The organism is Amycolatopsis sp. NPDC051106 (assembly GCF_040682775.1).
In the GTDB taxonomy this organism is placed as follows: Bacteria; Actinomycetota; Actinomycetes; order Mycobacteriales; family Pseudonocardiaceae; genus Amycolatopsis.
Genome location: NZ_JBFBBQ010000011.1, coordinates 45,159 through 70,213 on the forward strand (window position 1 = coordinate 45,159; position 25,055 = coordinate 70,213).

General features: G+C 71.4%; 21 protein-coding genes and 3 pseudogenes. 7 read left to right on the top strand and 17 right to left on the bottom strand.

All coding sequences use genetic code 11. The features are described 5' to 3' along the window. Positions 1-22: 22 nt before the first annotated feature. Positions 23-160, top strand: a pseudogene (locus tag AB0M83_RS11605) (AraC family transcriptional regulator); the annotation flags it as partial. A 414-nt stretch (positions 161-574) separates the two neighbouring features. Here the strand turns inward: AB0M83_RS11605 and AB0M83_RS11610 are convergent. Then, positions 575-1,444: a sugar phosphate isomerase/epimerase gene (locus AB0M83_RS11610; RefSeq protein WP_364516129.1), complete on the bottom strand. Its 870-nt coding sequence runs from the start codon at positions 1,442-1,444 to the stop codon at positions 575-577. Continuing rightward, a pseudogene (locus AB0M83_RS11615) lies at positions 1,418-3,283 on the bottom strand (TIM barrel protein); the annotation flags it as partial. The pseudogene AB0M83_RS11615 and the gene AB0M83_RS11610, both read right to left, overlap by 27 nt. 151 nt (positions 3,284-3,434) lie before the next feature. Here AB0M83_RS11615 and AB0M83_RS11620 point away from each other — a divergent pair. Continuing rightward, complete coding sequence (locus tag AB0M83_RS11620; RefSeq protein WP_364515924.1) at positions 3,435-4,865, top strand: alpha/beta hydrolase domain-containing protein; 1,431 nt, start codon at positions 3,435-3,437, stop codon at positions 4,863-4,865. 145 nt (positions 4,866-5,010) lie between these two features. On the opposite strand, the gene AB0M83_RS11625 is transcribed toward AB0M83_RS11620, so the two are convergent. The 9 genes from AB0M83_RS11625 to AB0M83_RS11665 are packed head-to-tail and all read right to left on the bottom strand — an operon-like array spanning position 5,011 to position 14,181. Then, positions 5,011-6,051 carry a serine hydrolase domain-containing protein gene (locus AB0M83_RS11625; RefSeq protein ID WP_364515926.1) on the bottom strand — a complete coding sequence of 347 codons (1,041 nt, stop codon included), beginning with the start codon at positions 6,049-6,051 and terminating at the stop codon, positions 5,011-5,013. 35 nt (positions 6,052-6,086) lie between these two features. Further along, entirely contained in the window at positions 6,087-7,649 is a 1,563-nt protein-coding gene (locus AB0M83_RS11630; RefSeq protein ID WP_364515928.1) for an ABC transporter ATP-binding protein, read from the bottom strand. Then, a complete protein-coding gene (locus tag AB0M83_RS11635; RefSeq protein ID WP_364515930.1) occupies positions 7,646-8,539 on the bottom strand; it encodes an ABC transporter permease in 894 nt (297 codons plus the stop codon). The genes AB0M83_RS11630 and AB0M83_RS11635 overlap by 4 nt, the downstream gene beginning before the upstream one ends. Continuing rightward, on the bottom strand, positions 8,536-9,492 hold the full coding sequence (locus AB0M83_RS11640; protein WP_364515932.1) for an ABC transporter permease: 957 nt from the start codon (positions 9,490-9,492) through the stop codon (positions 8,536-8,538). Before AB0M83_RS11640 ends, AB0M83_RS11635 begins: the two co-directional genes overlap by 4 nt. Beyond that, the gene (locus tag AB0M83_RS11645; protein WP_364515934.1) at positions 9,489-11,054 is read right to left on the bottom strand and encodes an ABC transporter substrate-binding protein; all 1,566 of its coding nucleotides are present in this window, start codon (positions 11,052-11,054) and stop codon (positions 9,489-9,491) included. The genes AB0M83_RS11640 and AB0M83_RS11645 overlap by 4 nt, the downstream gene beginning before the upstream one ends. 33 nt (positions 11,055-11,087) lie before the next feature. Then, complete coding sequence (locus AB0M83_RS11650) at positions 11,088-11,510, bottom strand: thioesterase family protein (RefSeq protein WP_364515935.1); 423 nt, start codon at positions 11,508-11,510, stop codon at positions 11,088-11,090. Further along, positions 11,503-12,432 carry a 3-hydroxyacyl-CoA dehydrogenase NAD-binding domain-containing protein gene (locus tag AB0M83_RS11655; protein ID WP_364515937.1) on the bottom strand — a complete coding sequence of 310 codons (930 nt, stop codon included), beginning with the start codon at positions 12,430-12,432 and terminating at the stop codon, positions 11,503-11,505. Before AB0M83_RS11655 ends, AB0M83_RS11650 begins: the two co-directional genes overlap by 8 nt. Continuing rightward, the gene (locus tag AB0M83_RS11660; RefSeq protein ID WP_364515939.1) at positions 12,425-13,318 is read right to left on the bottom strand and encodes a 3-keto-5-aminohexanoate cleavage protein; all 894 of its coding nucleotides are present in this window, start codon (positions 13,316-13,318) and stop codon (positions 12,425-12,427) included. Before AB0M83_RS11660 ends, AB0M83_RS11655 begins: the two co-directional genes overlap by 8 nt. Beyond that, positions 13,318-14,181, bottom strand: a complete 864-nt coding sequence (locus tag AB0M83_RS11665) for a TetR/AcrR family transcriptional regulator (RefSeq protein WP_364515941.1) — start codon at positions 14,179-14,181, stop codon at positions 13,318-13,320. Before AB0M83_RS11665 ends, AB0M83_RS11660 begins: the two co-directional genes overlap by 1 nt. A 349-nt stretch (positions 14,182-14,530) precedes the next feature. On the opposite strand from AB0M83_RS11665, the gene AB0M83_RS11670 reads away from it, so the two are divergent. The 3 genes from AB0M83_RS11670 to AB0M83_RS11680 all read left to right on the top strand — a co-directional run bounded on the left by AB0M83_RS11670 (position 14,531) and on the right by AB0M83_RS11680 (position 17,767). Further along, complete coding sequence (locus tag AB0M83_RS11670) at positions 14,531-15,109, top strand: hypothetical protein (RefSeq protein ID WP_364515943.1); 579 nt, start codon at positions 14,531-14,533, stop codon at positions 15,107-15,109. A 1,071-nt stretch (positions 15,110-16,180) separates the two neighbouring features. Beyond that, positions 16,181-16,513: a helix-turn-helix domain-containing protein gene (locus AB0M83_RS11675; protein ID WP_364515945.1), complete on the top strand. Its 333-nt coding sequence runs from the start codon at positions 16,181-16,183 to the stop codon at positions 16,511-16,513. A 267-nt stretch (positions 16,514-16,780) separates the two neighbouring features. After that, positions 16,781-17,767: a hypothetical protein gene (locus tag AB0M83_RS11680; protein ID WP_364515947.1), complete on the top strand. Its 987-nt coding sequence runs from the start codon at positions 16,781-16,783 to the stop codon at positions 17,765-17,767. 18 nt (positions 17,768-17,785) lie between these two features. Here the strand turns inward: AB0M83_RS11680 and AB0M83_RS11685 are convergent, their stop codons facing one another. From AB0M83_RS11685 to AB0M83_RS11705, 5 genes and pseudogenes are all read right to left on the bottom strand, one after another. Further along, a complete protein-coding gene (locus AB0M83_RS11685; protein ID WP_364515949.1) occupies positions 17,786-18,691 on the bottom strand; it encodes a universal stress protein in 906 nt (301 codons plus the stop codon). Then, positions 18,688-19,632 (bottom strand): universal stress protein, encoded by a 945-nt coding sequence (locus AB0M83_RS11690; RefSeq protein WP_364515951.1) that lies wholly within the window; start codon positions 19,630-19,632, stop codon positions 18,688-18,690. The genes AB0M83_RS11685 and AB0M83_RS11690 overlap by 4 nt, the downstream gene beginning before the upstream one ends. Then, entirely contained in the window at positions 19,629-20,156 is a 528-nt protein-coding gene (locus tag AB0M83_RS11695) for a flavodoxin domain-containing protein (protein WP_364515953.1), read from the bottom strand. The genes AB0M83_RS11690 and AB0M83_RS11695 overlap by 4 nt, the downstream gene beginning before the upstream one ends. 79 nt (positions 20,157-20,235) lie before the next feature. Next, positions 20,236-20,628, bottom strand: a complete 393-nt coding sequence (locus tag AB0M83_RS11700; RefSeq protein WP_364516131.1) for a universal stress protein — start codon at positions 20,626-20,628, stop codon at positions 20,236-20,238. Between the two features lie 39 nt (positions 20,629-20,667). Next, positions 20,668-21,057, bottom strand: a pseudogene (locus AB0M83_RS11705) (universal stress protein); the annotation flags it as partial. A 263-nt stretch (positions 21,058-21,320) separates the two neighbouring features. On the opposite strand from AB0M83_RS11705, the gene mgtA reads away from it, so the two are divergent. Then, a complete protein-coding gene (gene mgtA / locus AB0M83_RS11710) occupies positions 21,321-23,963 on the top strand; it encodes a magnesium-translocating P-type ATPase (protein ID WP_364515955.1) in 2,643 nt (880 codons plus the stop codon). Then, a complete protein-coding gene (locus AB0M83_RS11715; protein ID WP_364515957.1) occupies positions 23,960-24,394 on the top strand; it encodes a hypothetical protein in 435 nt (144 codons plus the stop codon). The genes mgtA and AB0M83_RS11715 overlap by 4 nt, the downstream gene beginning before the upstream one ends. On the opposite strand, the gene AB0M83_RS11720 is transcribed toward AB0M83_RS11715, so the two are convergent. After that, positions 24,336-25,019: a CBS domain-containing protein gene (locus AB0M83_RS11720; protein WP_364515959.1), complete on the bottom strand. Its 684-nt coding sequence runs from the start codon at positions 25,017-25,019 to the stop codon at positions 24,336-24,338. The genes AB0M83_RS11715 and AB0M83_RS11720 overlap by 59 nt on opposite strands. Between the last annotated feature and the right edge of the window lie 36 nt (positions 25,020-25,055).

The following is a 25,055-nucleotide window of genomic DNA, read 5'->3' on the forward strand; positions in this document are numbered from 1 at the left end:
GAGCACCGGGCTGAGGGGCGGGTTGCTGGAGGAGGGGCGCCTGTCGGTGGAGGGCATCGCCGTCGCGTGCGGCTACGCCTCGGCGGCGGCGCTGAGGCACCAGTTCAGCCGGCTGCGGGGGACGAGCCTGACGTCGTACCGGACGGCTTTCCGGGGGTGACCCGAGCGCCCCAATGTGGCCTTCGGTGCGTCAGGCGCACCCAAGGCGGCCTTCGGTGCGTTCAACGCAACCAAGGCCGCCTTGGGGCGCTGGCGACTGCCAACAAGTGGGTCTGGTGCGACCCGATCCTCGGCGACGAATACGCCGAGCGGGCGATGCGCAGTCTCGATCCTGGCTCCCCAGCGGTCAAATCCAGCTCGACACGGTGTCGGTCCGGGCGTGGCGCACCTCGAAATGGACCCCACGCTTCGTCGATACGGCACCCGGTTCCACTGCGGTTTCGACGATCCGGCCGCACTGGCCGGCTGACACCCGCGGCTTGGCTACGTCGACGAGGCGCCGATGAACGACTCGCCCGAGCTGACGGTTCCGGTTCTGAACACCGGCGCCGCTGTCAGGAGCCGATGCGGATGGTCAGGCGAGCGACGCGAGGTGGCGGCGCGCGGCGGCGAGTGCCAGCCGGGCGTGCTCGCCGGCGCCGACTTGGGCTACGAGCGTCGCGCGGGGAATCTCCAAGGCGTAAGGGATGTCCGGTGGGAGCGCGGCGAGGACGCCGGCCACGTCCAGGCCGCCCTCGCCGGGGAACAGGCGTTGGAAACGGGCGGTGTGGATGATCTCGGCTGTGCCGGCGGGGATCTCCGGGGGAGCGTCGCAGACGTGGGCGAAGTGGAACCATTCGCGTGGCAGGTCCCGCAGTTCGGCCACACTCGAACCGGACCGGGCGAAATGCAGCACGTCGATGAGGATGCCCGCGTTGGGCCGGTCCGCCGCGCGCAGCACACGGACCGCTTCGGTGAGGTCGGCCGTCTCGGTCCAGGACGGGAATTCGAGGTCGAGGGTGAGGCCGAACGGCCTGGCCAGGTCGCACAGCTCGGTGAAGTGATCGACTTTGCGGACCGGGTCCGGGTCGGGCAGCTGCGTGACGACATGCCGCGCGCCGAGCTCGGCGCCGGCCTCCAGCACGCTCAGGAAGTCACGTGGCTCGTCGCGCGGGCCGATGCGGGCCAGTTCGATGTCCAGGACGTCGACGCCGGTAGCCGCCAGCCGGGCCTTGGTGGAGCGCAGGAGAGCGGGATCGGTCGCCAAGGGGTAGTGCGGTTCCTGGGGTGTCACGCGGGTCAGGCGCAGCCCGACGTAGCGGTAGCCGGCGCTCGCCGCGGCATCCACGAGCGCCGGCGGCGACAGGGACAACGCGGTGAGGTGGGCCAAGGAATAGTCGTGCTGGTGGCGTGGTTCCTGCGATTCCCGAAGCGTGCGGAGCCGGCGCCTGCGGTGCGCCGCCATGCGAACGGGCGTGCCGGCCGCGCCGTACCCGCGGTAGCGGCCGAGGCGTTGCACCACCTCGAAGAACACGCGGGAGCCGGCGATCTCGGTGTAGAAGTGCAGGTACTCGCCGTGCTCGTCGCGGTCGTAGAGGATCGAGTGCTCGCGCAGCGCGGCGAGCAGGTCCGGCGCCGGGGCGAGGCGGGCGTCCAGGTCGTCGTAGTAGTTCTCGGGGATCGGGAGCACCGCGGCGTTCCGGGCGCGCATTGCTCTCGCGGCGGCGACGGCGTCGTTCGTGGTGAACGCGACGTGCTGGGGGTTCGGCACGGCGGGCGCCCAGTCGCCGCGGCGCAGTGGTGCGGTGTTGAGGGTGATCCGGACGTGGTCGGCGGGGTCGCTCGCGGCCCGGCTGCGGATCAGCCCGAACGGCGCGTCCAGCTCGACGGTGTGGCCGGGCCGCAGGCCGAGTACCACGCGGTAGAACAGGGATGTCTGGTCGAAGTCGTCGACCGACTCGGTGAGCGAGACGTGGTCGGTGCCGGTGAGCAGGTCCGAGACGATCGCGTGCCCGGTGGGCGTGAAGTCGCCCAGCCAGCCGTGCTCGTCGCCGGTGCGGCAGAAGAAGACCGCGGTTCCGTCGGGCGCGGCCACCGAGCTCAGTTCGGCCTCCTCAGGCCGGTGGACGCGCGGCAGCACGGGCGCGAGCAGCCGTTCGGCTCGCCGGGCCGAGGTCGCCGGGTCGTCGCTCTCCACCGCCAGCGCGCAGATCGACGCCGTCCCCGGCGCGACCGTCCGTTGTGGTGCGTGGTTCAGCAGGATTCGGGCCTCGCCCTGGTGCCACAGCTCGACGGGCTTGGACCGGTGCTGGCCGGAGTGGGTGAACCCGAGCCCGGTCAGCAGGCTCGCCACCGCCGGCCCCGACACCTCGTCCACGGCCAGCTCGGTGAACACGTGCCCGGCCAGCCGGGGTGCCGGCGGCAGGCCGGGCTCCCGCGTGGCGCCCGGCTCCCGCAGGGCGAGCAGGGAACGCATCGCGTCGACGGCCGCGTGCCACGGGTCGGTCTGCCGCAAGACGTCGTTGCATACCTCCAGCGACAGCGGTCCCGCGTATCCGGTCGCGAGCACGGCGTCGAGGAAGGCGGTGAGGTCGAACGCGCCCTGGCCGGGGAACGACCGGTGGTGCAGGCTCTGCTCCAGCACGTCCATGCCCGGCCGCGGCGCGTCCGCGAGCTGCACGTGGAACACCTTCTCTCCGGGAAGGCCGCCCAGGTCCGCCGGGGCGTCGCCGCCGGACAGCACGTGGAAGCTGTCCAGGCACAGGCCCAGCGCGGGGTGGTCGGCGCCGCGCACGATCCGCCACGCGTGCCCGTAGGTGTTCACGAACCGCCCCCACGCCAAGGCCTCGTAGGCGATCCGCAGCCCGCGGTCGGCGGCCCGGCCGGCCAGCTCGTGCAACTGCTCGGCGGCGAGGCCGTCGTCGTCGACCGCGTCCGGCGACACCGACGAGCAGACCAGCATCGTGGTCGCGCCCAGCTGTTCCAGCACGTCGAACTTGTGCTCCGCCCGGCGCAAGTTGGCGGCGAGCAGGTCGGATGGCACGGCCTCGAAGTCGCGGAAGGGCTGGTACAGGTCGATCGAGAGGCCCAGCCGGGCACACTCCCGCCGCACCTGGCTCGGCGACCACGGCGACGCGACGAGGTCGCCCTCGGAGATCTCCACACCGTCGAAACCCGCCTCCGCGGCGGCGGACAGCTTGTCCTCGAGGGTGCCGGACAGGCAGGCGGTCGAGATGCCCAGGCGTGCCCGCGCGGCAAGGCTCTTCGGGGATGTGGTCGCGGCATCACGCTCGACGGTGAGCATGGGCACCCAGCCTTCCGGAGTGTGAACGTACTAGGTAGTACATATACGCCGGATGTTGCGTCGGTGTAAAGGCGCGGCTTATGGTTCGCCCGTTGAACGGTTCATCTGTACCGCCTGGTGGACCCCCCGCTCCGCTGAGAGAGGTGGACGTGTGAAGACCGTCGTCCTGACCGTCGTGGCACTTCTGGCCGGTCTGGTGACCGGTCCCGCGGCGGCGACCGTACCGGCGCCCGTGGTCCCGGCGGGCGTTCCGAGCCCGCTGGTGACCGGGCCGATCCCCGCCACCGCCCGGCCCGGCGACCCGTCGCACGGCTACCCGTTCTTCGCCACGGACCAGAACCTGCGGGCGCGCGGGTACGTCGAGGAGGAGTACTTCGTCGAGGGCACCGCCAACCGGTACACGACCCCGGACGGCGCGACCGGCTCGGTCATCGACGGCGGTCACGCCTACCGCACCCGGATCGTCGTCCGCCGCCCGGTTTCGCCGAAGAAGTTCACCGGCACGGCCGTGGTCGAGTGGTACAACGTGACCAACACCTTCGACTACGAGGTCGTGTGGAGCCGGTCGTTCCAGCACCTGCTCGACGCCGGCTACGCCTGGGTCGGCGTCAGCGCCCAGGCCGCCGGCGTCCATTCCGGATCGGGCCTGAAGGCGTGGAGCCCCGGCCGGTACGGCACGCTCGACCTGACCGACGGCGGCACCGTCACCGACGACTCGTTGTCCTACGACGTCTTCAGCCAGGCCGCCGAGGCACTCCGGCACCCCCGTGGCGCGAATCCGTTGCCAGGCTTGAACCTCAGGACGGTCATCGCGACCGGCCAGTCGCAGTCGGCGTCGCGGCTGACCACCTACGCGAACTCGGTGCACCCGATCGCGCCGGTCTACGACGCCATCGCGATCGTCGACGGCGGCGTCCAGCTGCGGACCGACCTGACCACGAAGGTGTTCAAGACGGCCGGCGAGTACGACGTGCTTTCCAACCAGGCTGCGCGCCGCCAGCCGGACACCGACCGGTTCGTCTACTGGGAGATCGCCGGTGCGTCCCACTCCGACCGGCACGCGTACCTGGTGAACAACCCGATCCGGCTGCGCGACGCCGGGGTGTCGGGTCTGCTCGCCGGGCCGACCGCGCCCTGCGTGGCACCGGCGCGCAGCAACGTGCCCTACGAGTACGTGCTCGACGCGGTGTTCGACCACACCGTCCGCTGGGTTCGTGACGGCGTCCGGCCGCCCGACGGGCCGCGGATCGAGGTGACGGACACCGGCACCCGGCCCGCCACGGCGAACCGCGACGCCTACCAGATCATCAAGGGCGGCATCCGGCTCGCGGCGGTCGCCGCGCCGACCGAGCGCAACACGGGCTGGAACACCGGCCTCACCCCGGACCGGGACAGCGCCTGCGCACAGGGTGGCACCTGGATCCCGTTCGACAGCACCACATTGCGGAGCCTGTACCCGACGCACGCGAGCTACGTCGACGCGGTCCGCCGGGTCACGGCGCAGAACCTGCGGGACGGCTACCTGGTTCGCGAGGACGCCGACGCCACGATCCGAGCGGCGGAGCGGGCTGATGTGCCGTGAAGCACCGCGGATACGCCGCCGTGCCGGTCGGGGAAACGTCGGACATTCGATCCCGAAACCGGACTGCCCGCTGACCAGGCCGAACAACAGTGGGAGCCCGGCAAGCGCGTTCAGCGCCGGTGACGGGGGAGACGATGACACCGCGTCAAAGGCAGCCCGCCAGCGTCGTCAGCAGCAGGGAGCCGCGCTCGTCCGTGTCCTCGGACTGCAGCTCGCTCGTCGTGAACGAGAACCCGAGACCCTCCTCCGGCCACGCGCCGTGCCGCCCACCACCCGCGCCGGAGTGGCCGAACGCGACCGGGGCCGGACCGTAGGTTCCGATGGCGTCCGCCAGCTCGTAGCCGAGACCGAAGCGGACCGGGCGGTCGTTGATCACGTCCGTGCCCGACGACCATTCGCGGGTCGCCGCCGAGAGGACCGGCGCGGGGACCAGGCCCGCGCAGATCCGGTCGTAGAGCCGTGCCATCGCCGCGGCCGTGCCGGTCGCGCCGCCCGCCGCGAACTCCGCGCGGCGGTACCCGGCCGAGTTGATCGTGTCGGGCTCCAGGAGCCCGCGGTACATCCGCTCCACGATCTTCCGCCGTTCGGGGTCGTGCAGGAACGTGCTGATCCGGTAGCCCGGCGAGCGCGTCAGCCGTGCCACGCGGTGGTCCTCGGCCGCGGGTGTGCCGAGGTGGAGGTCGAACCCGCCCAGCAGGGCACGCACGACCGCGCCCGCGTTCTGTCCGGTCACCCGGCGGATCAGCTCGGTGCAGAGGTACCCGTAGGTCGTCGCGTGGTAGGCGACCCGGGATCCGGGCGTCCACAGTGGCCGTTGGGCCGCCAGGGCCGCGGCGTTCGCCCGGTTGTCCAGAAAGGACACTTCCGCCTCGACGTACGGCAGCCCCACCGTGTGGGACAGCACGTGGGACACCCGAGCTTCGGCACGGAACTGGGGCCAGTACGTCGTGACGCGCTCCGAAGGATCGAGCAACCCTCGCGCCGTCAGCAGCGCCATCACGGTGGCCACCACGCCCTTGGTGCCGGAGAACAGCACCACCAGCGTGTCCCGGGTCCAGCCCGGTCCGCCCCACAGCTCCACGAGGACTTCGCCCCGGCGCACCACGCTGAACGCCGCGCCCCCGGACGTCTTGGCCAGCACGGTGGCGAACGCCTCCCACACCGGCTCGAAGCCCGGCGCCACCATGCCATTCACAAGAGGGCCGTTCACAAGAGACCCCCTCACAAGCGCGGGGTCGCGGCCAGCAGCTCCCGCGTGTAGGCGTGCGACGGCGCGTCCAGCACGCTCCGCACCGAGCCTTCCTCGACGATCGCCCCGCCCTGCAGCACGGCGATCCGGTCGGCGACCTCGCCGGCCAGCGCGATGTTGTGCGTCACGAACAGCATCGCCATCCCGAGCTCACGACGCAGCTCCCCGAGTAGCTCGACGATCGTGGCCTGCACCGAAACGTCCAGTGCGGACGTCACCTCGTCGCACACCAAGACGTCCGGCGTCGTCACCAGGGCACGGGCGATGGCGGCCCGCTGCCGCTCGCCCCCGCTGAGCTGCTCCGGCAGCCGGTCGGCCGGCGCCCGCCCGAGCCGGACCCGGTCGAGCACCTCGGCAACGCGCTCGCGGCGTTCCGCCCGCGACATCGACGTCAGCCGCGTCAAGGGCACCTCGATCGACTGCGCCACCGTCTTGCGCGGGTTGAGCGAGGAGAACGGGCTCTGGAACACGTACTGGATCCGGCGCCGCTGCTCGTCGGACCGCTGCCGCGTGGACGCCGCCAGGCCGGTGCCCGCCAGGGAAATCGTCCCGGAGTAGGAGCTGGTCAACCCCGCGATGCACTGCGACAGTGTCGTTTTGCCGGACCCGGATTCGCCGAGCAGCAGCAGGCACTCGCCCCGCGCGACCGAGAGGTCGACCCCGCGCAGCACCACGTGCTGTCCATAGGAGACGGTCACGCCCTTCGTCGCGAGCACGGGCTCGGCCGCGGGGGGAGGTGCGACCACCGCGTCGGGATCGGGCACGGCGTCCAGCAGCCGCCGCGTGTAGGCGTGCGACGGACTCCGCAGCACCGACGCGGCCGGCCCGCACTCGACGATGCTCCCGTGGTACATCACCGCGACGCGGTCGGCGATCTCGGCGACCACCGCGAGGTCGTGGGTGATGTACAGGGCGGCGACCCCGTGTTCGGCGGTCAGCGCCCGGACGGTCTTCAGCACCAGGGCCTGCGTGACGACGTCGAGCCCGGTGGTCGGCTCGTCGAGCACCACCACGGCCGGGCGGCATGCGAACGCCATCGCGATGCCGACGCGCTGCTGCTGCCCGCCGGAGAGCTGGTGCGGGTAGCGGCGCCGGTACGCCGGGTCCGCCGGGAGGCCGACCTCGGCCAGGACCTCGGCGACGCGGTCCTCGACCGAGCCCGGGAAGCCGTGCGTTTCCAGGACCTCGGCGATCTGCAGCCCGATCCGCAGCGCCGGGTTCAGCGACAACGCCGGATCCTGCGGAATGTAGGCGACCGTGCTGCCGCGCAGCTTCCGTCGCGCCGCGGTGTCGAGCGCGAGGACGTCGACTGAGTCCTCGCCACGCGGGCACACGGTGATCCGGCCGCCGGACACGGCGAGCCCGCGCCGGAAGTGGCCGAGCGGGGCCAGCCCGGCGGTGGTCTTGCCGGAGCCGGACTCGCCGACCAGGGCCAAGACCTCGCCGGGAGCCACGGCGAAGGACACGTCGTCCAAAACGGGCACCCCGGCCGTCGTGCGGACTGCGAGCCCGGTGACCTCGAGAGCGGCGTTCATGCGCGAGCCTCCCGCTTCCGGCCGGCGGCGGCCGAGGCCAGCGCGTCGGCCACCAGGTTGGTCCCCACGGTGAGGGCGGCGATCGCCAGCACCGGCAGGAGCACACCCCAGGGCTGGACGACGAGCGCGATCCGGTTCTCGTTGATCATCAGGCCCCAGTCGGCCGACGGCGGCTGGATGCCCAGGCCGAGGAACGACAGCGACGCGATGTACCCGATCGAATAGGTCAGCCGCAGCCCGATCTCCACCATGAGCGGCCCGGTGATGTTCGGCAGGATCTCCCGCAGCAGGATCCGCGACCGGGGCACGGCGTACATCTCGGCCGCGCGGATGTAGTCCTGGCCGCGGACGGCGACCGTCGCCTGCCGGGCGACGCGAGCCGTGCGCGGCGCGTGGGTCAGCCCGATGACCAGCACCAGCAGCCAGCCTTCCGGCCCGATCACCGCGATGGCGAGCAGCGCGATCACCAGCTGGGGGAAGGACAGCAGGACGTCGTTGCCGCGCATCAGCAGGCTGTCGAGCCGGCCGCCGCCGTACCCGGCGACCATGCCGAGCAGCGCGCCCAGCACGATCCCGAGCGCGGTGGCCAGCACGGCGTAGAGCAGCAACGTCGTCCCGCCGGCGAGGAACCGGGTGAGCACGTCGCGGCCGAGGCCGTCGGTGCCGGCGACCCCGTCGGGCTTGAACGGCTTCCCGGCGAAGTCCGTGGTGGTGTGCCCGGTGAGCACCGGCCCCAGCCACGGTCCGAGCAGCGCGATGAGCACCACGACGAGAGTGAGCCCGGTGCCGATCTTGGCCTGCGGGAATCCCCACGCGGTCCGGAAGAGCCCGCCGGAACGGGCCGGCGGCGCGGCTTCGGTGACGGTCCCGGGGAGTTCGACGGCGGTCATCGGCCTGCCTCCGTGCGTAGTTTCGGGTCGGCGAGGATGCCGACGACGTCCGCGAGCAGGTTCACGACGATGTACACCGCGGCGATGAGCAGGGTGATCGCCTGGACGACGGCGACGTCCCGCTTGCCGACCGCGTCGATCAGCGCCTGGCCGATCCCGGGGTAGCGGAACAGGAACTCGACGACCACGACCCCGCCGGCGAGCCACGCCAGCTGCAGCGCGACGACCTGGGCGACCGGCCCGATCGCGTGCGGCAGCGCGTGCCGGACCAGCACGGTCCGTTCGCGCACGCCCTTGAGCCGGGCCATCTCGACGTACCCGCTGTCGAGGACCTCGTTCATCGTCGCCCGCATCATCCGGGTGATGTAGGGCGTCACGACCAGCACGAGGGTCAGCACCGGCAGCACGAGCTGGGCCGGCTCGTCCCACACCGCCTCGCCGGGCGCGGTGATCGTCACCGACGGAAAGATCTTGAACACCGTCGTCGAGAGCAGCACGACCAGCGCGACGCCGATGACGAACTCGGGCAGCGCGGCGATCACCAGGCTGATGCCGGAGACCACCTGGTCGGCGGCGCGGTCGCGGCGGATCGAGCTCCACGTGCCGAGGCCGAGCCCGAGCGGGGTGGCCAGCACCGCGGCGACGACCAGCAGCACGAGTGACGCCGAGATCCGGTCGCCCAGCAACGCCGTCACCGGGCCCTGGGTGGACGTCGACGTGCCGAGGTCGCCGGTGAACAGGCCACCGAGCCAGTCGAGGTAGCGCTGCCACACGGGCAGGTCGAGGTGCAGCTGGTGCTGCAGCGCGGCGACCCGCTCGGGGGTGGCCTGCTGGCCGAGGATGGCTCGCGCGGGATCGCCCGGCAGCAGCAGCGTCGCGACGAAGACCAGCAGGGACACCACCCAGAGCACGAGGACGCTGACGAGCAGCCGGCGCAGGATCAGCCGTGTCATCTCACGCCTCCTTCGTCGCGGGAGAGCCAGGCGTTGCGGAACTGGTACCCGCTCAGCGAGATCCCGGTGCGGTCCGGAACGAGCCCGGCGACGTACTTCTGGTGCGCGTCGACCTGGTTGACGAAGCCCCAGACGATCAGCCCGCCCCGCTCGTACTCGATCTCCTGCGCCTGTTTGAGCAGGCCCGCGCGTGCGGCCGGGTCCACTGTGGAACTCGCCCGGGTGACCAGGTCGACGAACTCCGGGTCCTGCCAGTGGGTCTCGTTGTACGGCGCCTTCGGCAGCGTGCCGGAGGCGACCTGGGGGAGGTAGTTGCGGGTGTACCAGAAGTCCTGCGCGAAGTCCCAGGACAGGTAGTTCTCGCCGTAGAAGGTCGTGGTGTCCAGCTTGCGGATCCGGACGGTGATGCCCGCCGCCTTGGCCTGCTGCTGGAACACCTGCGCCGCCTCCACCGCGCCCGCCTGGATCGGCGCGGTGACCAGTTCGACGTCCAAAGTGGAGTGCCCGGCCGCGGCGAGGAGCTGCCGCGCTTTCTCGACGTCTCGCTTGCGCTGAGGGAGCTCCTTTGCATAGGCCGGGTCGAAGGGCGCGTAGAGGTCGTTGCCGAGCCGGCCCTGTCCACTGAGGACCTGGTTGATCATCTGCTCCCGGTCGACGACCAGCCGCATGGCCTGGCGCACCCGGACGTCGTCGAACGGCGGGCGGTCGACCCGCATGGTGAACGGCAGCCAGGTGCCGGTCTCGGCGGCGAGCACCTCGATCCGCGGGTCGCTGCGCAGGACGTCCACCAGCGCCACCGGCACCTGGTCGATGGCGTCCACCTGGGACGAGAGCAGCGCGTTGATCCGGGCGTCGTCATCGGCGAAGTTGATCAGCACCAGCTCGTCGAGGTAGGGCTGCCCGGGCCGCCAGTAGTGCTCGTTGCGGGTGAACGTGCTCTGCTGCCCGGCCGTGAACGAGCCGGCCTTGAACGGGCCGGTCCCGATCGGGCGCTTGACGTCGAAGTCCGCCGGGACGATGCCGAGCGAGTACTGGCCGAGCAGGTCGTCGAACCCCGCGTTCGGCGAGTTCAGCCGGAACTCGACGGCCCGGTCGCCGCTCGGCGCCACCTCGGCCAGCATGGTCAGCCCGGCCGCGCCGCTCTTGGGGTCGTTCGGGTCCATGATCCGCTTGAAGGTCGCTACGACGTCGGCCGGCGTCACCGGGCGGCCGTCGTGGAACTTCACGCCGTCGCGCAGCACCGCTGTCCACGTCCGGGCGTCGGGGGACGACGTCAGCGACTGCGCCACCAGGAACTGGAGTTCGTAGTCGTGGTCGCGGTTCAGCAGCGGCTCGTACAGGTTGATCACCCGCGCGATGTCCGGGTTGGTCGCCGGGGTGTGCGGATCCAGGGTGTCGGACGCGCCGCCGCCGGTGACGCCGACCCGCAGCGTGCCCCCGGCGCGGGGCGGCCCGGTCGGCGCCGGCGCGGCGTACGTCGCCCCGCACCCGGCGGCCAGCAGCGCGACGCCGGTGAGGCCGAGGAACCTTCGTCGGGTGAATGGCCTACATCGCTCTTCCATGGTGGGGACTTCCGGTGGGAGCGGGTGTTCGGGTCAGGTGATGGCGCGCCCCGCGTAGTCCGGGACCGGTCCGAGGTGTACGCGCAGCCGCTCCGCGACGTCATCGGGAAGCGGCGAAGCTCTCGAGTCCGTGACGTGGATCGCCAGGATCTCCTCGGTGGCGACGAGGTCACCCGCGACCCGCATCTCGTGGCAGAGGCGGACCTTCTTCGCGCCGAGGCCGACCACCGACGTGGTGACGGCCAGCTCGGCGTCCGGCCCGACTTCGCGCAGGTACCGGACGTGGGCTTCGACGGTGTACAGCGAGGAACCGCTGCGCTCGGGGCCGAGGCCGACGGTGTCCATCAGGTGCGTTGTCGCGTCGCCGAAGACCAGGACGTAGTACGGCTCGGACAGGTGGCCGTTGTAGTCGATCCACTCCGGACGGACACGGTCGTGGTAGGACAGTTCAGCCATCGCGCGCCTCCTCGACGGCGCGCTGGACGGCGATGATCGCCCGGTCGCGTTCGGCGATCAGATCGGCGATGGTGCGTTCGCCGGCTTCGTCCGCACAGCCCTCGACGACCGCGTCACGCAGTTCCGGCGTCAGCTCGGGGGCTTCGAGGCGGGTCCACGGCGCCTTCAGCGACGGGCCGAAGTGGTCGAGCATGTGCGCCATGCCGCCCTCACCGCCGGCGAGGTGGAAGGTGAGCATGGGCCCTTGGACGGGCCAGCGAAGACCAGGCCCGGCGGTGATGGCCGTGTCGATCTGCTCGACGGTGGCTTCGCCGTGGTCCACCATGTGCAGGGCCTCGCGCCAGAGCGCCTCCTGCAGCCGGTTGGCGATGAAGCCCGGGACCTCGCGGTCCATGGTGATCACGGTCTTGCCGACCCGTCGGTAGAACTCCGCGGCCCGTTCGACCGCCCACGCTCCGGTGCGCTTTCCGCCGACGACCTCGACCAGCGGGATCAGGTAGGGCGGGTTGAACGGATGCCCGACGACCAGGCGTTCCGGCGTCACGGCGTCGGCCTGCATCTCCGTCATGCCGTAGCCGGACGTCGAGGACGCGATGACGATCCCGGCCGGGGTGGCCGCGTCGATCTCGGCGAGGAGCTTCTGCTTGAGCGGGAGGTCCTCGGGGGCGCTCTCCTGGACGAAGGTCGCTTCGGCGACCGCATCGGCGAGGGTGGCCACGACGCCCAGGTTGTCCCGGCTCGCGCCCTCGGCGAGGCCGAGCGAGGTCAGCGCGGGCCAAGCGGCGTCGACCAGCCGTCGCAGCTTCGCCTCGGCGTCCGGCGCCGGGTCCCAGGCGCGGACGTGGAAGCCCTGGGCGAGGAAGTGCGCGACCCAGCCACCGCCGATCACGCCGGCGCCGATGCACGCGACCGTCTCAGGCATGGACGCGCTCCTTCAGGCCGAGGATCTCGCGGGCGCGGGAAGCGCTTGCCACGGTGGCGCCGAGGTCCTGCACGATCCCGACGGCGCGCTCCACGAGCTGCCCGTTGGTCGCCTTCACACCCTTCGCCAGGTAGAGGTTGTCCTCGAGCCCGACCCGGACGTGCCCGCCGAGCAGCACCGACTGCGCGACCCACGGCATCTGGTCCCGCCCGATGGCGAACGACGCCCACTGCGCGCCGTCGGGGAGCAGCCGCACCATGGCCTGCAGCAGCCCGGGGTCGACGGGCGCGCCGTAGGGGATGCCCATGCAGAGCTGGAAGAGCGGGGGAGCGTCGATCAAGCCTTCTTCGACCATTTTGGACGCGAACCAGAGGTGCCCGGTGTCGAAGATCTCCAGCTCCGGCTTGACACCGAGTTCCTGGATCCGCTTGGCGCCGGCGCGCAGCATGTCCGGTGTGGACACGTAGAGCTGGCTGCCCTCACCGAAGTTGAGGGAACCGCAGTCGAGCGTGCAGATGTCCGGCAGCAGCTCTTCGACGTGCGGCAGCCGGTCCATCGCGTTCACGAGGTCGGTGCCGTCGACCGGCTTGAGCGGGTCCTCCTGGTCGATCACCAGGTCGCCGCCCATGCCGGCGGTCAGGTTGACCACGACGTCCACACCGGACTCTTTCACCAGGCGCACGACTTCGCGGTAGAGCGGGACGTCCCGCGACGGTGACCCGGTCTCGGGATCCCGGACGTGGATGTGCACGACGGCCGCCCCGGCGTTCGCGGCTTCGACGGCACTCGCGGCGATCTGCGCGGGCGTGACGGGCACGTGCGGGCTCCGGCCGACGGTGTCCCCGGCCCCGGTGAGGGCACAGGTGACGATGACCTCGTGGTTCATCAGTCCCCTTTCACGATGGACCTCTCGATGAAGTCGTGCAGGTGTTCTCGCATGCTCTCGGCCGTGCTGCCCGGGCGGCCGGTCAGCACCTGGATGCCGAGGCCGTCGATCAGCGCGGTGAGCCGGGTGGTCGCGGCGTCCGGGTCGGCCACCGAGAACACGCCCTGCTCGCGGCCGGAGCGGATGGTCATGGCGATCGTGCGTTCCCATCGGCCGATCGAGTCGTGGTACAGCGATCGGAACGACGGGTCGAGCGCAACCTCGTTCCACACCTGCAGCCACACCGACCACTCGGCACGCAGGACGCCGTCGGTCGGCAGCTGCAGCTCGACCAGCCGGTGCAGCCGTTCGTGCGCGTCCTCGATGGAGTGCAGTTCCGCGACTTGCCGGTCGAAGGCGAGCTTCACGTTGCGCCGCAACGCTTCGTTGAGCACCTCGGTCTTGCTCGGGAAGTGGTAGTGGATGGTGGCGGTGCTCGTCCCGCACGCCTGGGCGATGTCGGCGATGCGCACCTTGTGGTAACCGCGTTCGGCGATCAGTGCCCAGGCCGTCTCGAGGATGCGACGGCGCGGCTCGGACTGGGCGAGGTGGTCGGGATCGTCGCTCACCGGGCGGGCGGCGGGTGCGGGCACCGCTGTGACGGTGACCGCGTCGTCGCTGCCGTTGAGCAGCCAGTTGACCGTGACGCCGCAGTGCTCGGCGACGCGGACCAGTTCGTGCGGCGAGAACCGGCGGGTGCCGTTCAGCGCCTTGGACAGCTTCGTCTCGTCGAGCCCGATCGCGGCCGCAAACTCCCGCTGGGCCCCCGGCACGGCCTTGACCAGGCCGCGGACCCGGTCCCGCAGCTCGGCGCTTTCGTCCATGCCAGGAGACGGTAACCCCACGTTGCGATAATCGCAATATCCGAGTGGAGAACGTTGTGGTTGAGGGGAGTTGCGAAGCCGGATTGACTGATGAGTCAGTCGGCCGGCGTCGCCGGGCGCCTCGGCGCATGCCCGGCTGTCGGGCGTCGCGGTACCTCGATCGGAAGCACAAGACGGTCCTGCGGCATGCACCTTATGGCCAGGAAAGGAAAAATAAACGTCACGACCGGGTGATGGCGTCCCCCGCTTTTCTTGCCGGAAAGAACGGGTTATTCCACCGAAAGTGGTTTGGCGCATCGATAGGGGTTTTCGGATTGCCGGTGACCTCGACCTTGGCGACAATCGGGGCATGGAGAACACGGTTTCCGAACCCGAGGCAGCGCCGGAGTCCGACGTCCGGTTCCCGATCGTTCTACGAGGGTACGACCGCCGGCAGGTGGACGAATACGTGCGGGTCGCGGAGAAGCGGGTGGATCGGCACGAGAAGGCGCGACGGGTCGCGGAGCGCAGGTTGGCCAAGGCGCAAGTGCCGGCCCCCCGGACGCCCGAACCGGACGATGTCGCCGGGCTGGGCAAGCGGATCGACAAGATCCTCCAGGTCGCGAAATCGGAGGCCGCGGAGATCAAGGAGCAGGCTCGTAAGGAGCGTGAGGCGCTGCTGGCGGCCGCGGAAAAGACCGTCGCCGAGGCGGAAAGCGCCGCCGCGGAAACCGACCGCACGGCGCAGCGGGACGCTCGGCTCGTCATCTCCCGCGCGGAGGAGGAAGCCGCCGCCATCCGGGCCACGCACCGGGCGGTGCTGGACCAGCTGGGCCGGATCGTCGACACCGTCGAGGAGCTGCGCGAGCGGTTCGGCGGCGAGGCCGACGCCGGCGGGGACAGCCCGGCCGAGCCGGCGACCGCGGACTCCGTGCCGTCTCCGGCCTGACCGCCACACGGTCACGACGCGCCCTCGCGGCGAGGGCCACTAGGGTCACTGCGGCCACGCCCGTCGAACCGCCCTGCCGCGGCAGGCAACTGGTGGGGCACCGCTGATGGCCGGCTCGGCGCCGGTGGGTGTGCGACCTTGCCTGCACTCGGCCTCGAAGGATGCTCACATCCGTTCTTCGGCGCTCGTCCCGACGGTAGCGGCCGGTGGCGGCGGCGAAGCCTCGGCGACCGAGGCCACCTCCGTCTGTCCGAGCAGTTCCGCTGCGGCCTGGGCCTCGGCTTCCGACAGCGCCGCGGCGCACCGTCCCCGTTCCGGCAACCGGGTCAACCCTCGGGCTGACCGGCCCACCGAAAATCTATGGCGGCCGGGGTAGACATTCAACGGCGGCTGTGTGTAGTGTTCTCCTCGTACCGAGAGAGACAACGTCAAGCAGGCGCGGGAGAGGACGTAACTACCCGCGAGGTGAGACAAGACGGTCAGGCAGCACGGAGCCGATCAAGGGAACAAGGTTTCGGCTGGTGACCGGGAGCAGTACTCCAGGACCGGGTCGTGAAGAAGGTTCGACCGAGCAGTACCGGTCCCGGATCAGCAGTTACGGCAGTTGCAGTATCGCTAGGTGAAGATCAGCAGTACCGGTAGTTGTTGTGTGCAAGTGCAGTTGCAGGACATGTCAGGTGGCCGGGGCCGATCAGTGAACGGGGCTCCGGGCAGTGACCAGCGGCGTCAGCGTGCTGGGACCGATCAGTGGAAGGGTTCCGGCAGTGACGTGCGCAGCGAACGAAGTAGAAGTCGCAGTAACCGGTAAGTGGAAAACACAGGAAAGAAGGGAACGGGAACATCATTGGATCGCCCGCAGCGGCCAGGTAGCGCCGCGCGGGTGCCGCAGTCCCATCGAGTTCGGAGGTGGTGCTCGGTCACGAGTAAGCGATCCCCGTGGAATCCGGTTTTCGGCCGGACGCGGGTGCAGGACGCCGGCGGTCGCGCCGGTTGACAATGGTGAAAATCCCTACCCTTGAGGACCCCGGGCGCCGCAGTGGCGCCCGGGGTCCTCTGCGACGTGGAGGTGGAATGATCCCTGACCAACAAGGCCCGGCCACGCCCCGTGCGGCCGACAAGTTCGACGACGAGCAATACCCCGCCTACACGATGGGCCGGGCCGCCGACATGCTCGGCACCACCCAAGGCTTCCTTCGGAGCCTCGACGAGGCCGGCCTGATCACCCCGCAACGCTCCGCCGGCGGGCACCGCCGCTACTCCCGGCACCAGCTGCGCCTGGCTGCCCGGGTGCGGGAACTGGTCGACCACGGCACCGCCATCGACGCCGCCTGCCGCATCATCACCCTCGAAGACCAGCTCCACGAAGCTCAGCGCCGCACCACCGAACTCCCCGCCGGCGACTGAACCTCCGAATCGGCACGCGGCCCCGGCGCCGCGTGCCGATGTGCGGCCAAGCCACGCCCCTTTGCGGCCATGGTCGTTCGGCGTCCTCGCCGACGAGCGGACGGTCCGGACACGGGGACTCGCGTGCGGGAAACCGGCCCGAGGTCGGTGCCCCGGCGGCCTCCTGGTGGCCTTGGTCCCGGGTTTTGGTGACCAACGGCCGACGCGGGCGACGGCCACTGCGGGGCATGCTGAGGTGGTACCCGCCCTTGACGTCCGGAGTCCGCGATGAGCCGACCGCACGCGACGATGTTCGAGCAGGCCCTCGCCTCGGCCGTCCGCGCACCGTCTCCGCACAACACCCAGCCCTGGCGGTTCGTCCTCGACGGCGAAACACTCGAAGTGTGGCTGGACCGTGAACGTGTGCTCGGGGTGGCGGACCCGCTCGCCCGGGAAGCCCGGCTGTCCTGTGGCGCGGCCGCGTTCAACGTGGTCGCCCGCTTGCGGTCGGAAGGGATCGCGACGGTCGTCCGGACGATCCCGGACCCGGGCGAGCCCGACCTGCTCGCCGTGATCCGGCTCGAGGGGAACGCGAAGATCACGCAGGCCGACCGCGAGCTGGCCGAAGCCGTGTTCCGGCGGCACACCAACCGCAGGCCGTTTCTCGATCGGCTGGTGCCGCCCGTCGCCCGGGTGGCCCTCAAGTCGGCCGCGCTCGAGGAAGGCGGGCAGGTGGAGTACCTCGATGCGTCCGGGCGCTTCTCCACGGTGACGACGCTGGTGCGTCGCGCCGAGGCGCTGCAGGAGAACGATCCCGCGTTCCAAGCCGAGACCGCGTCTTGGATGCGGCACGATACCGAGGCACTGGACGGCGTGCCGACCATCGCGACCGGGCCGCCGCCGTACGGGGCCAGGGCGGTGTCGTTGCGTGCCTCGCACGCCAATTCGGAGCTGCCACCGCGCGAGTTCGAGCAGGACCCGCTGCTGGCCGCCGTCCTGACCCGGGACCGCGGGCCGCACGCCGAGGTCCGGGCCGGGATGGCCATGCAGCACGTGCTGCTCACCGCGACCGCAGCGGGTTTGGCGACCTCGTTCCTGTCGCAGCCCTTCGAGACGCCGCAGACCCGGGACGCGCTCGACCGGATCTTCGCCGGCCTCGGGCAGGCCCACACGCTGCTGCGCATCGGCTACGGCCAGCCGACGGCGACGACGGCGCGACGCCCCGTCGCCGACGTGCTGACCTTCGCCGTCACCCCGGATGTCCCCGCGCGGTGACGGCGAAGGTCCGGCACTTCACTCCGCGGCCGGGGCCTCGGGACGGACCACGAGCACCGGGCAGCCGGCGTGCTGCACGAGTGCCTGGCTGGCCGATCCGAGCAGCATCCCGGTGAACCCGCCGCGCCCGCGGCTGCCCACGACGACCAGCTGGGCCTGCTCCGCGGCTTCGAGCAAGGCGTGCCGGGGGCGGTCGCGGCGCAGAACCCGGCGGACTTCGACGTCCGGGTACTTCTCCTGCCAGCCCGCCAGGCGCTGCGCGAGCAGCCGCTCCTCGTCGTCCGCCACCGATGCCCACTGCGGCACGATCCGCCCGGTGCCGGAGAAGTCTTCGCAGGCGACGTCGCTCCAGGCGTGCACCGCGACGAGGGGCGCACCGCGCGACGACGCCTCTTCGAACGCCGCGGCGATCGCCGGTTCACTCGTCGGGCTGCCGTCGACCCCGACCACGACCGAGCCCGATTCCGGGACGCGCGCCGTGCCATGGCGGCCCCGGATGACTGCCACCGGCGAGTGCGCGTGGCTCACGAGGGTGGCCGCGGTCGTGCCGAGGAGCATCCCGGTGAAGCCGCCCGAGCCGGACGCGCCGACGACGACCATCCGGGCCTGCCGCGAGAGCCCGATGAGCAGCGGCGCCGGGGACTCGACCGGCGTCTTCACCGTGATCACCAGGGCCGCGTCGACCGACGCGGCCACCTTCCGGGCGACGGCGACGACCCGCTCGCCGTCCTGGCGCACCGCGTCGAACAGCACATCGGCGCCCGCCATGCCGCCGCCGTAGCCGAGCGCGGCGATCTGCAGCCCGTGCACGATCTCGAGTTCGAAGTGACGAGAGGAAGCCAGCTGGGCGGCCCACGACACCGCCGTCGTCGACGCGGCCGAGCCATCGACCCCCACCACGACCGTCCGGTTCCTGCCCTTCATCGCGTCTCCTCGCTTCCCGCGTCCTGCGACCGGACCACCGCGACCGGACACGGCGAATGCACGATCAGTGCCTGGCTGGTCGAGCCGAGCAGCATCCCGGTGAAGCCACCGCGGCCCCGGCAGCCGACCACGATCAGCTGCGCGTGCTCCGCGCGCTCGAGCAACGTCCGGACCGGGCGCCCACGGGTCACGTCGAGGTCGATCGTCAGGTCCGGGAACTTGTCCCGCCACGGGCTCACCTGGTCGGCGAGCCTGGCGCGTTCGGCCCGTTCGATTTCGACGGCGTCGTCCTGGAACGGACGGGGCCGGAGCACTCCGTCGGCGACGATTTCGCTCCAGGTGTGCACCACGGTCAGGCCGGCTCTTCGCAGCCGCGCCTCTTCACACGCGAACGCCAGGGCGCCGTCACTGTCGGACGATCCGTCCGCGCCGACGAGCACGGGGCCCGCGACCGGCGGCGGATCCTGGGGTCGCCGGCCGCGCACCACCACGACCGGGCAGCGCGCGTGGGCGACCACGGAAACGGCCGTGGAGCCGACGAGCATCCCGGTGAAGCCGCCGAGCCCACGGGACCCGAGTACCACCAGGCCGGCGTGCTGTGACTCCTGGATGAGGGCGGTGACCGGGTTCCACTCCCGCGCGGCGGTTCCGATTTCGAGCCCGGGTGATTCCGCCAGCACCGCTGTCCGCGCCTCGGCCAGCCAACCTTCGGCACGTTCGGCCAGCCCGGCACGCACCTGTTCGTGGGTCCCGGCCGCGATCGGAGCGCGCACCTGCGGCACCGCGTACACGTGCACCAGCCGCAGCGGACGTCCGCGCCGGAGCGCCTCGGCACCGGCCCAGACCGCCGCGCGCACCGCCGACGACGAGCCGTCGACCCCGGCGACGACGGCGCCGGGCGTCGCCCGAGTCGCCTCCGGATGCCCGTGCGGCGTGGTCACGACGTGCTCCCGGCGACGGCCGCGGCGGCCAGCGTCGCGCCGATTCCGTAACCCCAGGCCCGGATCGACGGCCAGTCACGGAAGTCGCCGTCCTCGACGTGCAGCGCCGTCACCACGAGGCGTTCCGGGAGGCGCAGGCCCTGGCGGTCGATCCGGCCGCCGAACACCCGGTGCTCCCGTGCCCCCAGCCGCCGGACGAGGTCGTCGATCGCAGCCTGGTCTTCGGGCTCGGGCTTCTCGCTCACCGGGCCGCTGGAGAACAGCCAGAGGGGAAGACCTCGCAGCTCGTCCGAGAAGGACTCCGCGAACTTCCGCGCCGGTTCGAGCCACCGCCCCAGGTAGCGGGCGCTGCCGAGGACCACCGCGTCGAAGCCGTCGAGCGAGGCGATGAGCCCGACGTCGCGCACCTCGACGTCGGGCGCCACTCCGGCGTCGGTCAGCGCGGAGCCGAGCGACGAGGCGAGGTGTTCGGCGATTTCCCGGGTGGCGCCGTGCCGGGTGGCCACCGCGACGAGGATTCTCATGGTCTCAGCCTCACCCGGCGGCGGCTCCGGCAGCAGAGGCCGACGACCTCGCCGGACCGCCGAAGGTCACCGCGGCGGGTCAATGGACGACGGCGACCGGGCAGGTGGCGTGCGCGAGCAGGTCGTTGCCCGTCGACCCCAGCACCGCGCCGGCGACCGGGCCGCGACCGCGGCTGCCGACGACGATCAGCTGCACGTCGGGCGCGACCGCCATGAGCACGCGCGACGGCTCGCGGTCTTTGACGACCCGCGTCGTGATCGCCAGGTCCGGGTGCTTCCGCGTCCAGCCGGCGACCAGTTCGTCGAGCTCGCGGCGATCTTCTGCCTGCTGGTCGGCGAAGGCGGGTTCGATGCTCGGGACCCGTCGGCGGCCGGCGTGCACCACGACCAGCGGTACCTCGCGCGTGACCGCCGCGTCGACCGCGAAGTGCAGCGCTTCCTCGCTCGACGGCGAGGAGTCCACGCCGACCACGACGGGGCCCCTGGGGTCGGCGTGGCCGCGAAAGACGACTACCGGGCACTTCGCGGCCGCGACGACCCTGAGGGCGACCGAACCGACCAGGGCACCTCGCAAGCCGCCGAGGCCGTGCGAACCGAGGACGATCAAGGACGCGGTCACGGACTCGGCGAGCAGCAGGTCGACCGCGAGCCCGAGCCGCACGTCGATTTCGACTTCGAGGCCCGGTGCCGCGGTGCGGGCGATCTTCTCCGCGTGGCGCGTCCGGCGGGTCACGTGCTCGGGCTAGAGCTCGGAATCGTCGCCCGGATCGACCACGCAGGCGTGCACCAACCGCAGGTTCGTGCCGCGCCGGGCCGCTTCGTGCGCCGCCCAGCGGACCGCGCGCAGCGACTCCTCCGAGGTGTCCACCCCGACGATCACCGCGGCCTTCTTCTCGGCCATCGCCGCCTCCTGCCGTCCGGTGCCGCCCGGACGGCGGCCCTGCCAGCATGTCCTCCGGCGCGTCCCCGCGTCAGAGCACGAAGACCCTTCGCCGGGGGACCAAATCCGGGAGGAACCTGTCACGGTCACGCTGTGACCGGGTCCCGGCGCCCCCGGCAGGGATACACTGATCGTGCCTCGGACCCCGGCGCTGCTTGTCCTCTCGGCGTGCCGCACAAGACGGTTCGCCGATCCGAATCCCGTTCGCGAACCCCGAGGCGCCGATGACCACCCGCACCACCTCGGCGCCCGCGCGACCGGCCGCCCCCGACCTCGACATCGCCCACGCCGCGGCGCTGCCCGGTGCGGCCGTCCTGGCCGCGCTGGGCGTTACGTCCGACGGGCTGACCGCCCGCGACGTCGCCGAGCGGTCGGCGCGGTACGGGCCGAACGCGGTGTCGTCGCACCGGGCGCGGCTGGTTCCGGTGCTGTGGCACCAGCTGCGCTCGCCGTTGCTGGTGCTGCTGATGGTCGCCGCCGTCGCGTCCTACTTCGTCGGCGAGCGCAGCGACGCGGTGATCATCGGGGTGATCGTCGCGGTCTCGGTCGGGCTGGGGTTCGTCAACGAGTACCGCGCGGAAAAGGCCGCGGAAGCCCTGCACACGCAGATCCGGCACGAGACGGTGGTGCGCCGGGACGGTCACGCCGTGCGGGTCGACGTGACGGCGCTGGTGCCCGGGGACGTCGTCGAGCTGAAGCTGGGCGACGTCGTCCCGGCCGACGTCCGGCTGCTGTCGGTCACCGGGCTGGAATGCGACGAGTCGGTGCTGACCGGGGAGTCGTTGCCGCTGGACAAGAGCACGGCGGTGGTCCGGGCGGGCACGGCGATGGCCGAGTTGTCCGGGTGCGCGCTGATGGGGACTGTCGTGCACGCGGGCAGCGCCACCGGTGTCGTGGTGTCGACCGGCGCCCGCACCGGGTTCGGCGCGATCGCCGCCGGCCTGGGCACCCACCAGCTCGACACCGAGTTCCAGGTGGGGCTGCGGAAGTTCTCGATGCTGCTGGTCTACGTCGCCGGCGCGCTGACGACGTCGATCTTCGCGATCAACGTGGTGCTGCACAAGCCGATCCTCGACGCGCTGCTGTTCTCGCTCGCGATCGCGGTCGGCATCACCCCGCAGCTGCTGCCCGCGGTCGTGTCGACCAGTCTCGCGGCCGGGTCGCGCCGGATGAGCCGGCGCAAGGTGCTCGTCAAGCGGCTGGTGTGCATCGAGGACCTGGGCAACGTCGACGTGCTGTTCACCGACAAGACCGGCACCCTCACCCTCGGCCGCGTCGACTACATGCGGGCCGTCCCGGCGGCCGGCGGGGATCCGGGCGAAGTGCTGCGCTGGGGCCTGCTCTGCACCGAAAACCCCGGCTCCGTCGGCGGCAACCCGCTGGACCAGGCGCTGTGGGCATCGCCGGCGTCGGTGACCCAGCGGTCCGCGCTCGCCGGTTACACCACGCTGGCCGTGCTGCCCTTCGACCACGAACGGCGCATGGTCTCCGTCGTCGCCGGTGATCCGGCAGGCCACACGGTCCTGGTGACCAAAGGCGCTCCGGAGACGGTGCTGGACCGCTGCACCGGAATCCCGCCTGACGCGCGGCAGGCCCTGGACGCCGAGTTCGCGGCGGGCAACCGGGTCGTCGCCGTGGCCATGCGGCCCTTCCCCGGCGGGCAGCCGCTCACACCCGCGGACGAACAGGGCCTGACGCTGCTCGGGTTCCTGGTGTTCCTCGACCCGCCCAAGCACGACGCCGCGCGGTCCCTGCGGCGGCTGGGCGACCTGGGCATCGCGGTCAAGGTCGTCACCGGCGACAACTCCGCGGTCGCGGCGAAGGTGTGCCACGACCTCGGACTCGGCGACGGTGCCGCGCTGACGGGGGCCGACCTCGACGGCCTCGACGACACTCAGCTCGCCGAAGCGATCACGCGGACCACGGTGTTCGCCCGGGTGAGCCCGGAACAGAAGGCCCGCATCGTGCGTGTCCAGCGCATCGGTGGCGGCGGGGTGGCGTTCCTCGGCGACGGCGTCAACGACGCGCTCGCCCTGCACGCGGCCGACGTCGGCATCTCGGTGGACTCGGCCACCGACGTCGCCAAGGACGCCGCCGACGTGATCCTGCTGGAGAAGGACCTCGACGTGCTCGCCGACGGCGTCACCGAAGGGCGGCGGATCTTCGCCAACACCATCAAGTACGTGCTGATGGGCACGTCCAGCAACTTCGGCAACATGTTCTCCGCCGCGGGTGCGTCGCTGTTCCTGACGTTCCTGCCGATGCTGCCTTCGCAGATCCTGCTCAACAACCTGCTCTACGACACCAGCCAGCTCGCGATCCCCACCGACACCGTCGACGAGGAGCAGCTCCGCCGTCCGTCCCATTGGGACATCGGCTTCATCCGCCGGTTCATGGTGTTCTTCGGTCCGCTCAGCTCGGTGTTCGACTTCGTCACCTTCGGCGTCATGCTGTGGGTGTTCCACTCGGGCCCCGACCAGTTCCGCTCGGGCTGGTTCGTCGAGTCCCTGGCCACGCAGACGCTGGTGATCTTCGCCATCCGCACCCGGCGGATCCCGTTCTTCCGCAGCCATCCCAGCCTGCCGCTGACCCTGGGAGCCCTCGGCGTCGTGACCGTCGGCGCACTGCTGCCCGCGACACCGCTCGCGTCGGCACTGGGGTTTTCGCCGTTGCCGGGCGGGTTCTTCGCGGCGCTGGCCGGGATGGTGCTGGGCTACCTCGTCCTGATCGAAGCGGGCAAGCGCGTCTTCTACCGGCTCGTGCGGACGACCACCGCCGCGCCACAGCCCGCTCCTCGTCGTCACCTGCGCCGCCGGGCCGCCTACTTCAGCACCGCGGAGCCGACCGGTCACGCCGGAACACCTTGACCGCAAGGACTTCGCTGACGGACGAGACGCGGAACGCCGGCGTGCTCGTGGCGATCAAGGTCGTGCACACGGCGGCCTGGCTGGTCATCGAGTCGTGCTTCTCGTACGCCCTGTACTCGGGGCTGACCGGACGATCGGACCGCCGTGCCGCACTGGCCGGGGGAGTGGTCGCCGCCGAGTGCGTCGTCTTCGCGGCGAACGGATTCCGCTGTCCGTTGACGGTGGTCGCCGAATCGCTCGGCGCCGAGCGCGGCTCGGTCACCGACATCTTCCTGCCGCGGTGGTTCGCCCGGAACCTGCCCGCGATCCACGTACCGCTGCTGGTCCTGGCCGTCGGCCTGCACACGCGGAACCTGCTCCGCGGGGCCGCGGTCAGCCGGCGGGGTGCGGCGGACCCTCGCCCTGCCAGACGAAGTCCATCCGGTTCCTGACCCCCACCACGCCGGGAACAGCGAGGGCGAGCCGTTCCGCGGTGGCCACGTCGGCTTCGTACTCGAGCCGGCCGGTCAGCAGGACCACGCCGTGCTCGACGCTCGCGAGCACGGTGTTCTTGTCGGCGTGCAGCGCGTCCTCGAACACGGTGTGGTCGACGTCGGCCCGCAGGTCTTCGTCCGTGCGGAGGAAAGTGCGCAGGAGGTCCCGCCGCGCGACGACGCCCACCAGGTGCGCACCGTCGAGCACGAACAGCCTTCGAACACCGCTCGTGGTGAGCAGCCGCGCGACCTCCGGCAGAGTGGCACCCGGTGTGGTGGTCCGCGGCGCCGCGGACATCAGCGTGGCCGCGGTCTGCGCGGCCGCCTTCCGCCAGTCCTCCCGCGTCAGGTGGCCGGCGAAGTGCGGACAGCCCGCGCCGAGGGCGTCGTCCTGGTGAGCTTGGCGGCACAGCAGGTCCGCTTCGGTCACGACGCCGAGCAAGCCGCCCTCCGGGCTCACGACCGGGACCGCGCCGACGCGGTCGGTGACGATCATGCCGACCAGGTCCTTGAACGACGTGGCCGGCGTCGCGGTGATCACTTCCCGGGTCATTACGTGGTCGACGGTCGTGCTGGTTCGCATGGCGTTCCTCCTGTGGTGTCCATTGTGGACTAAATG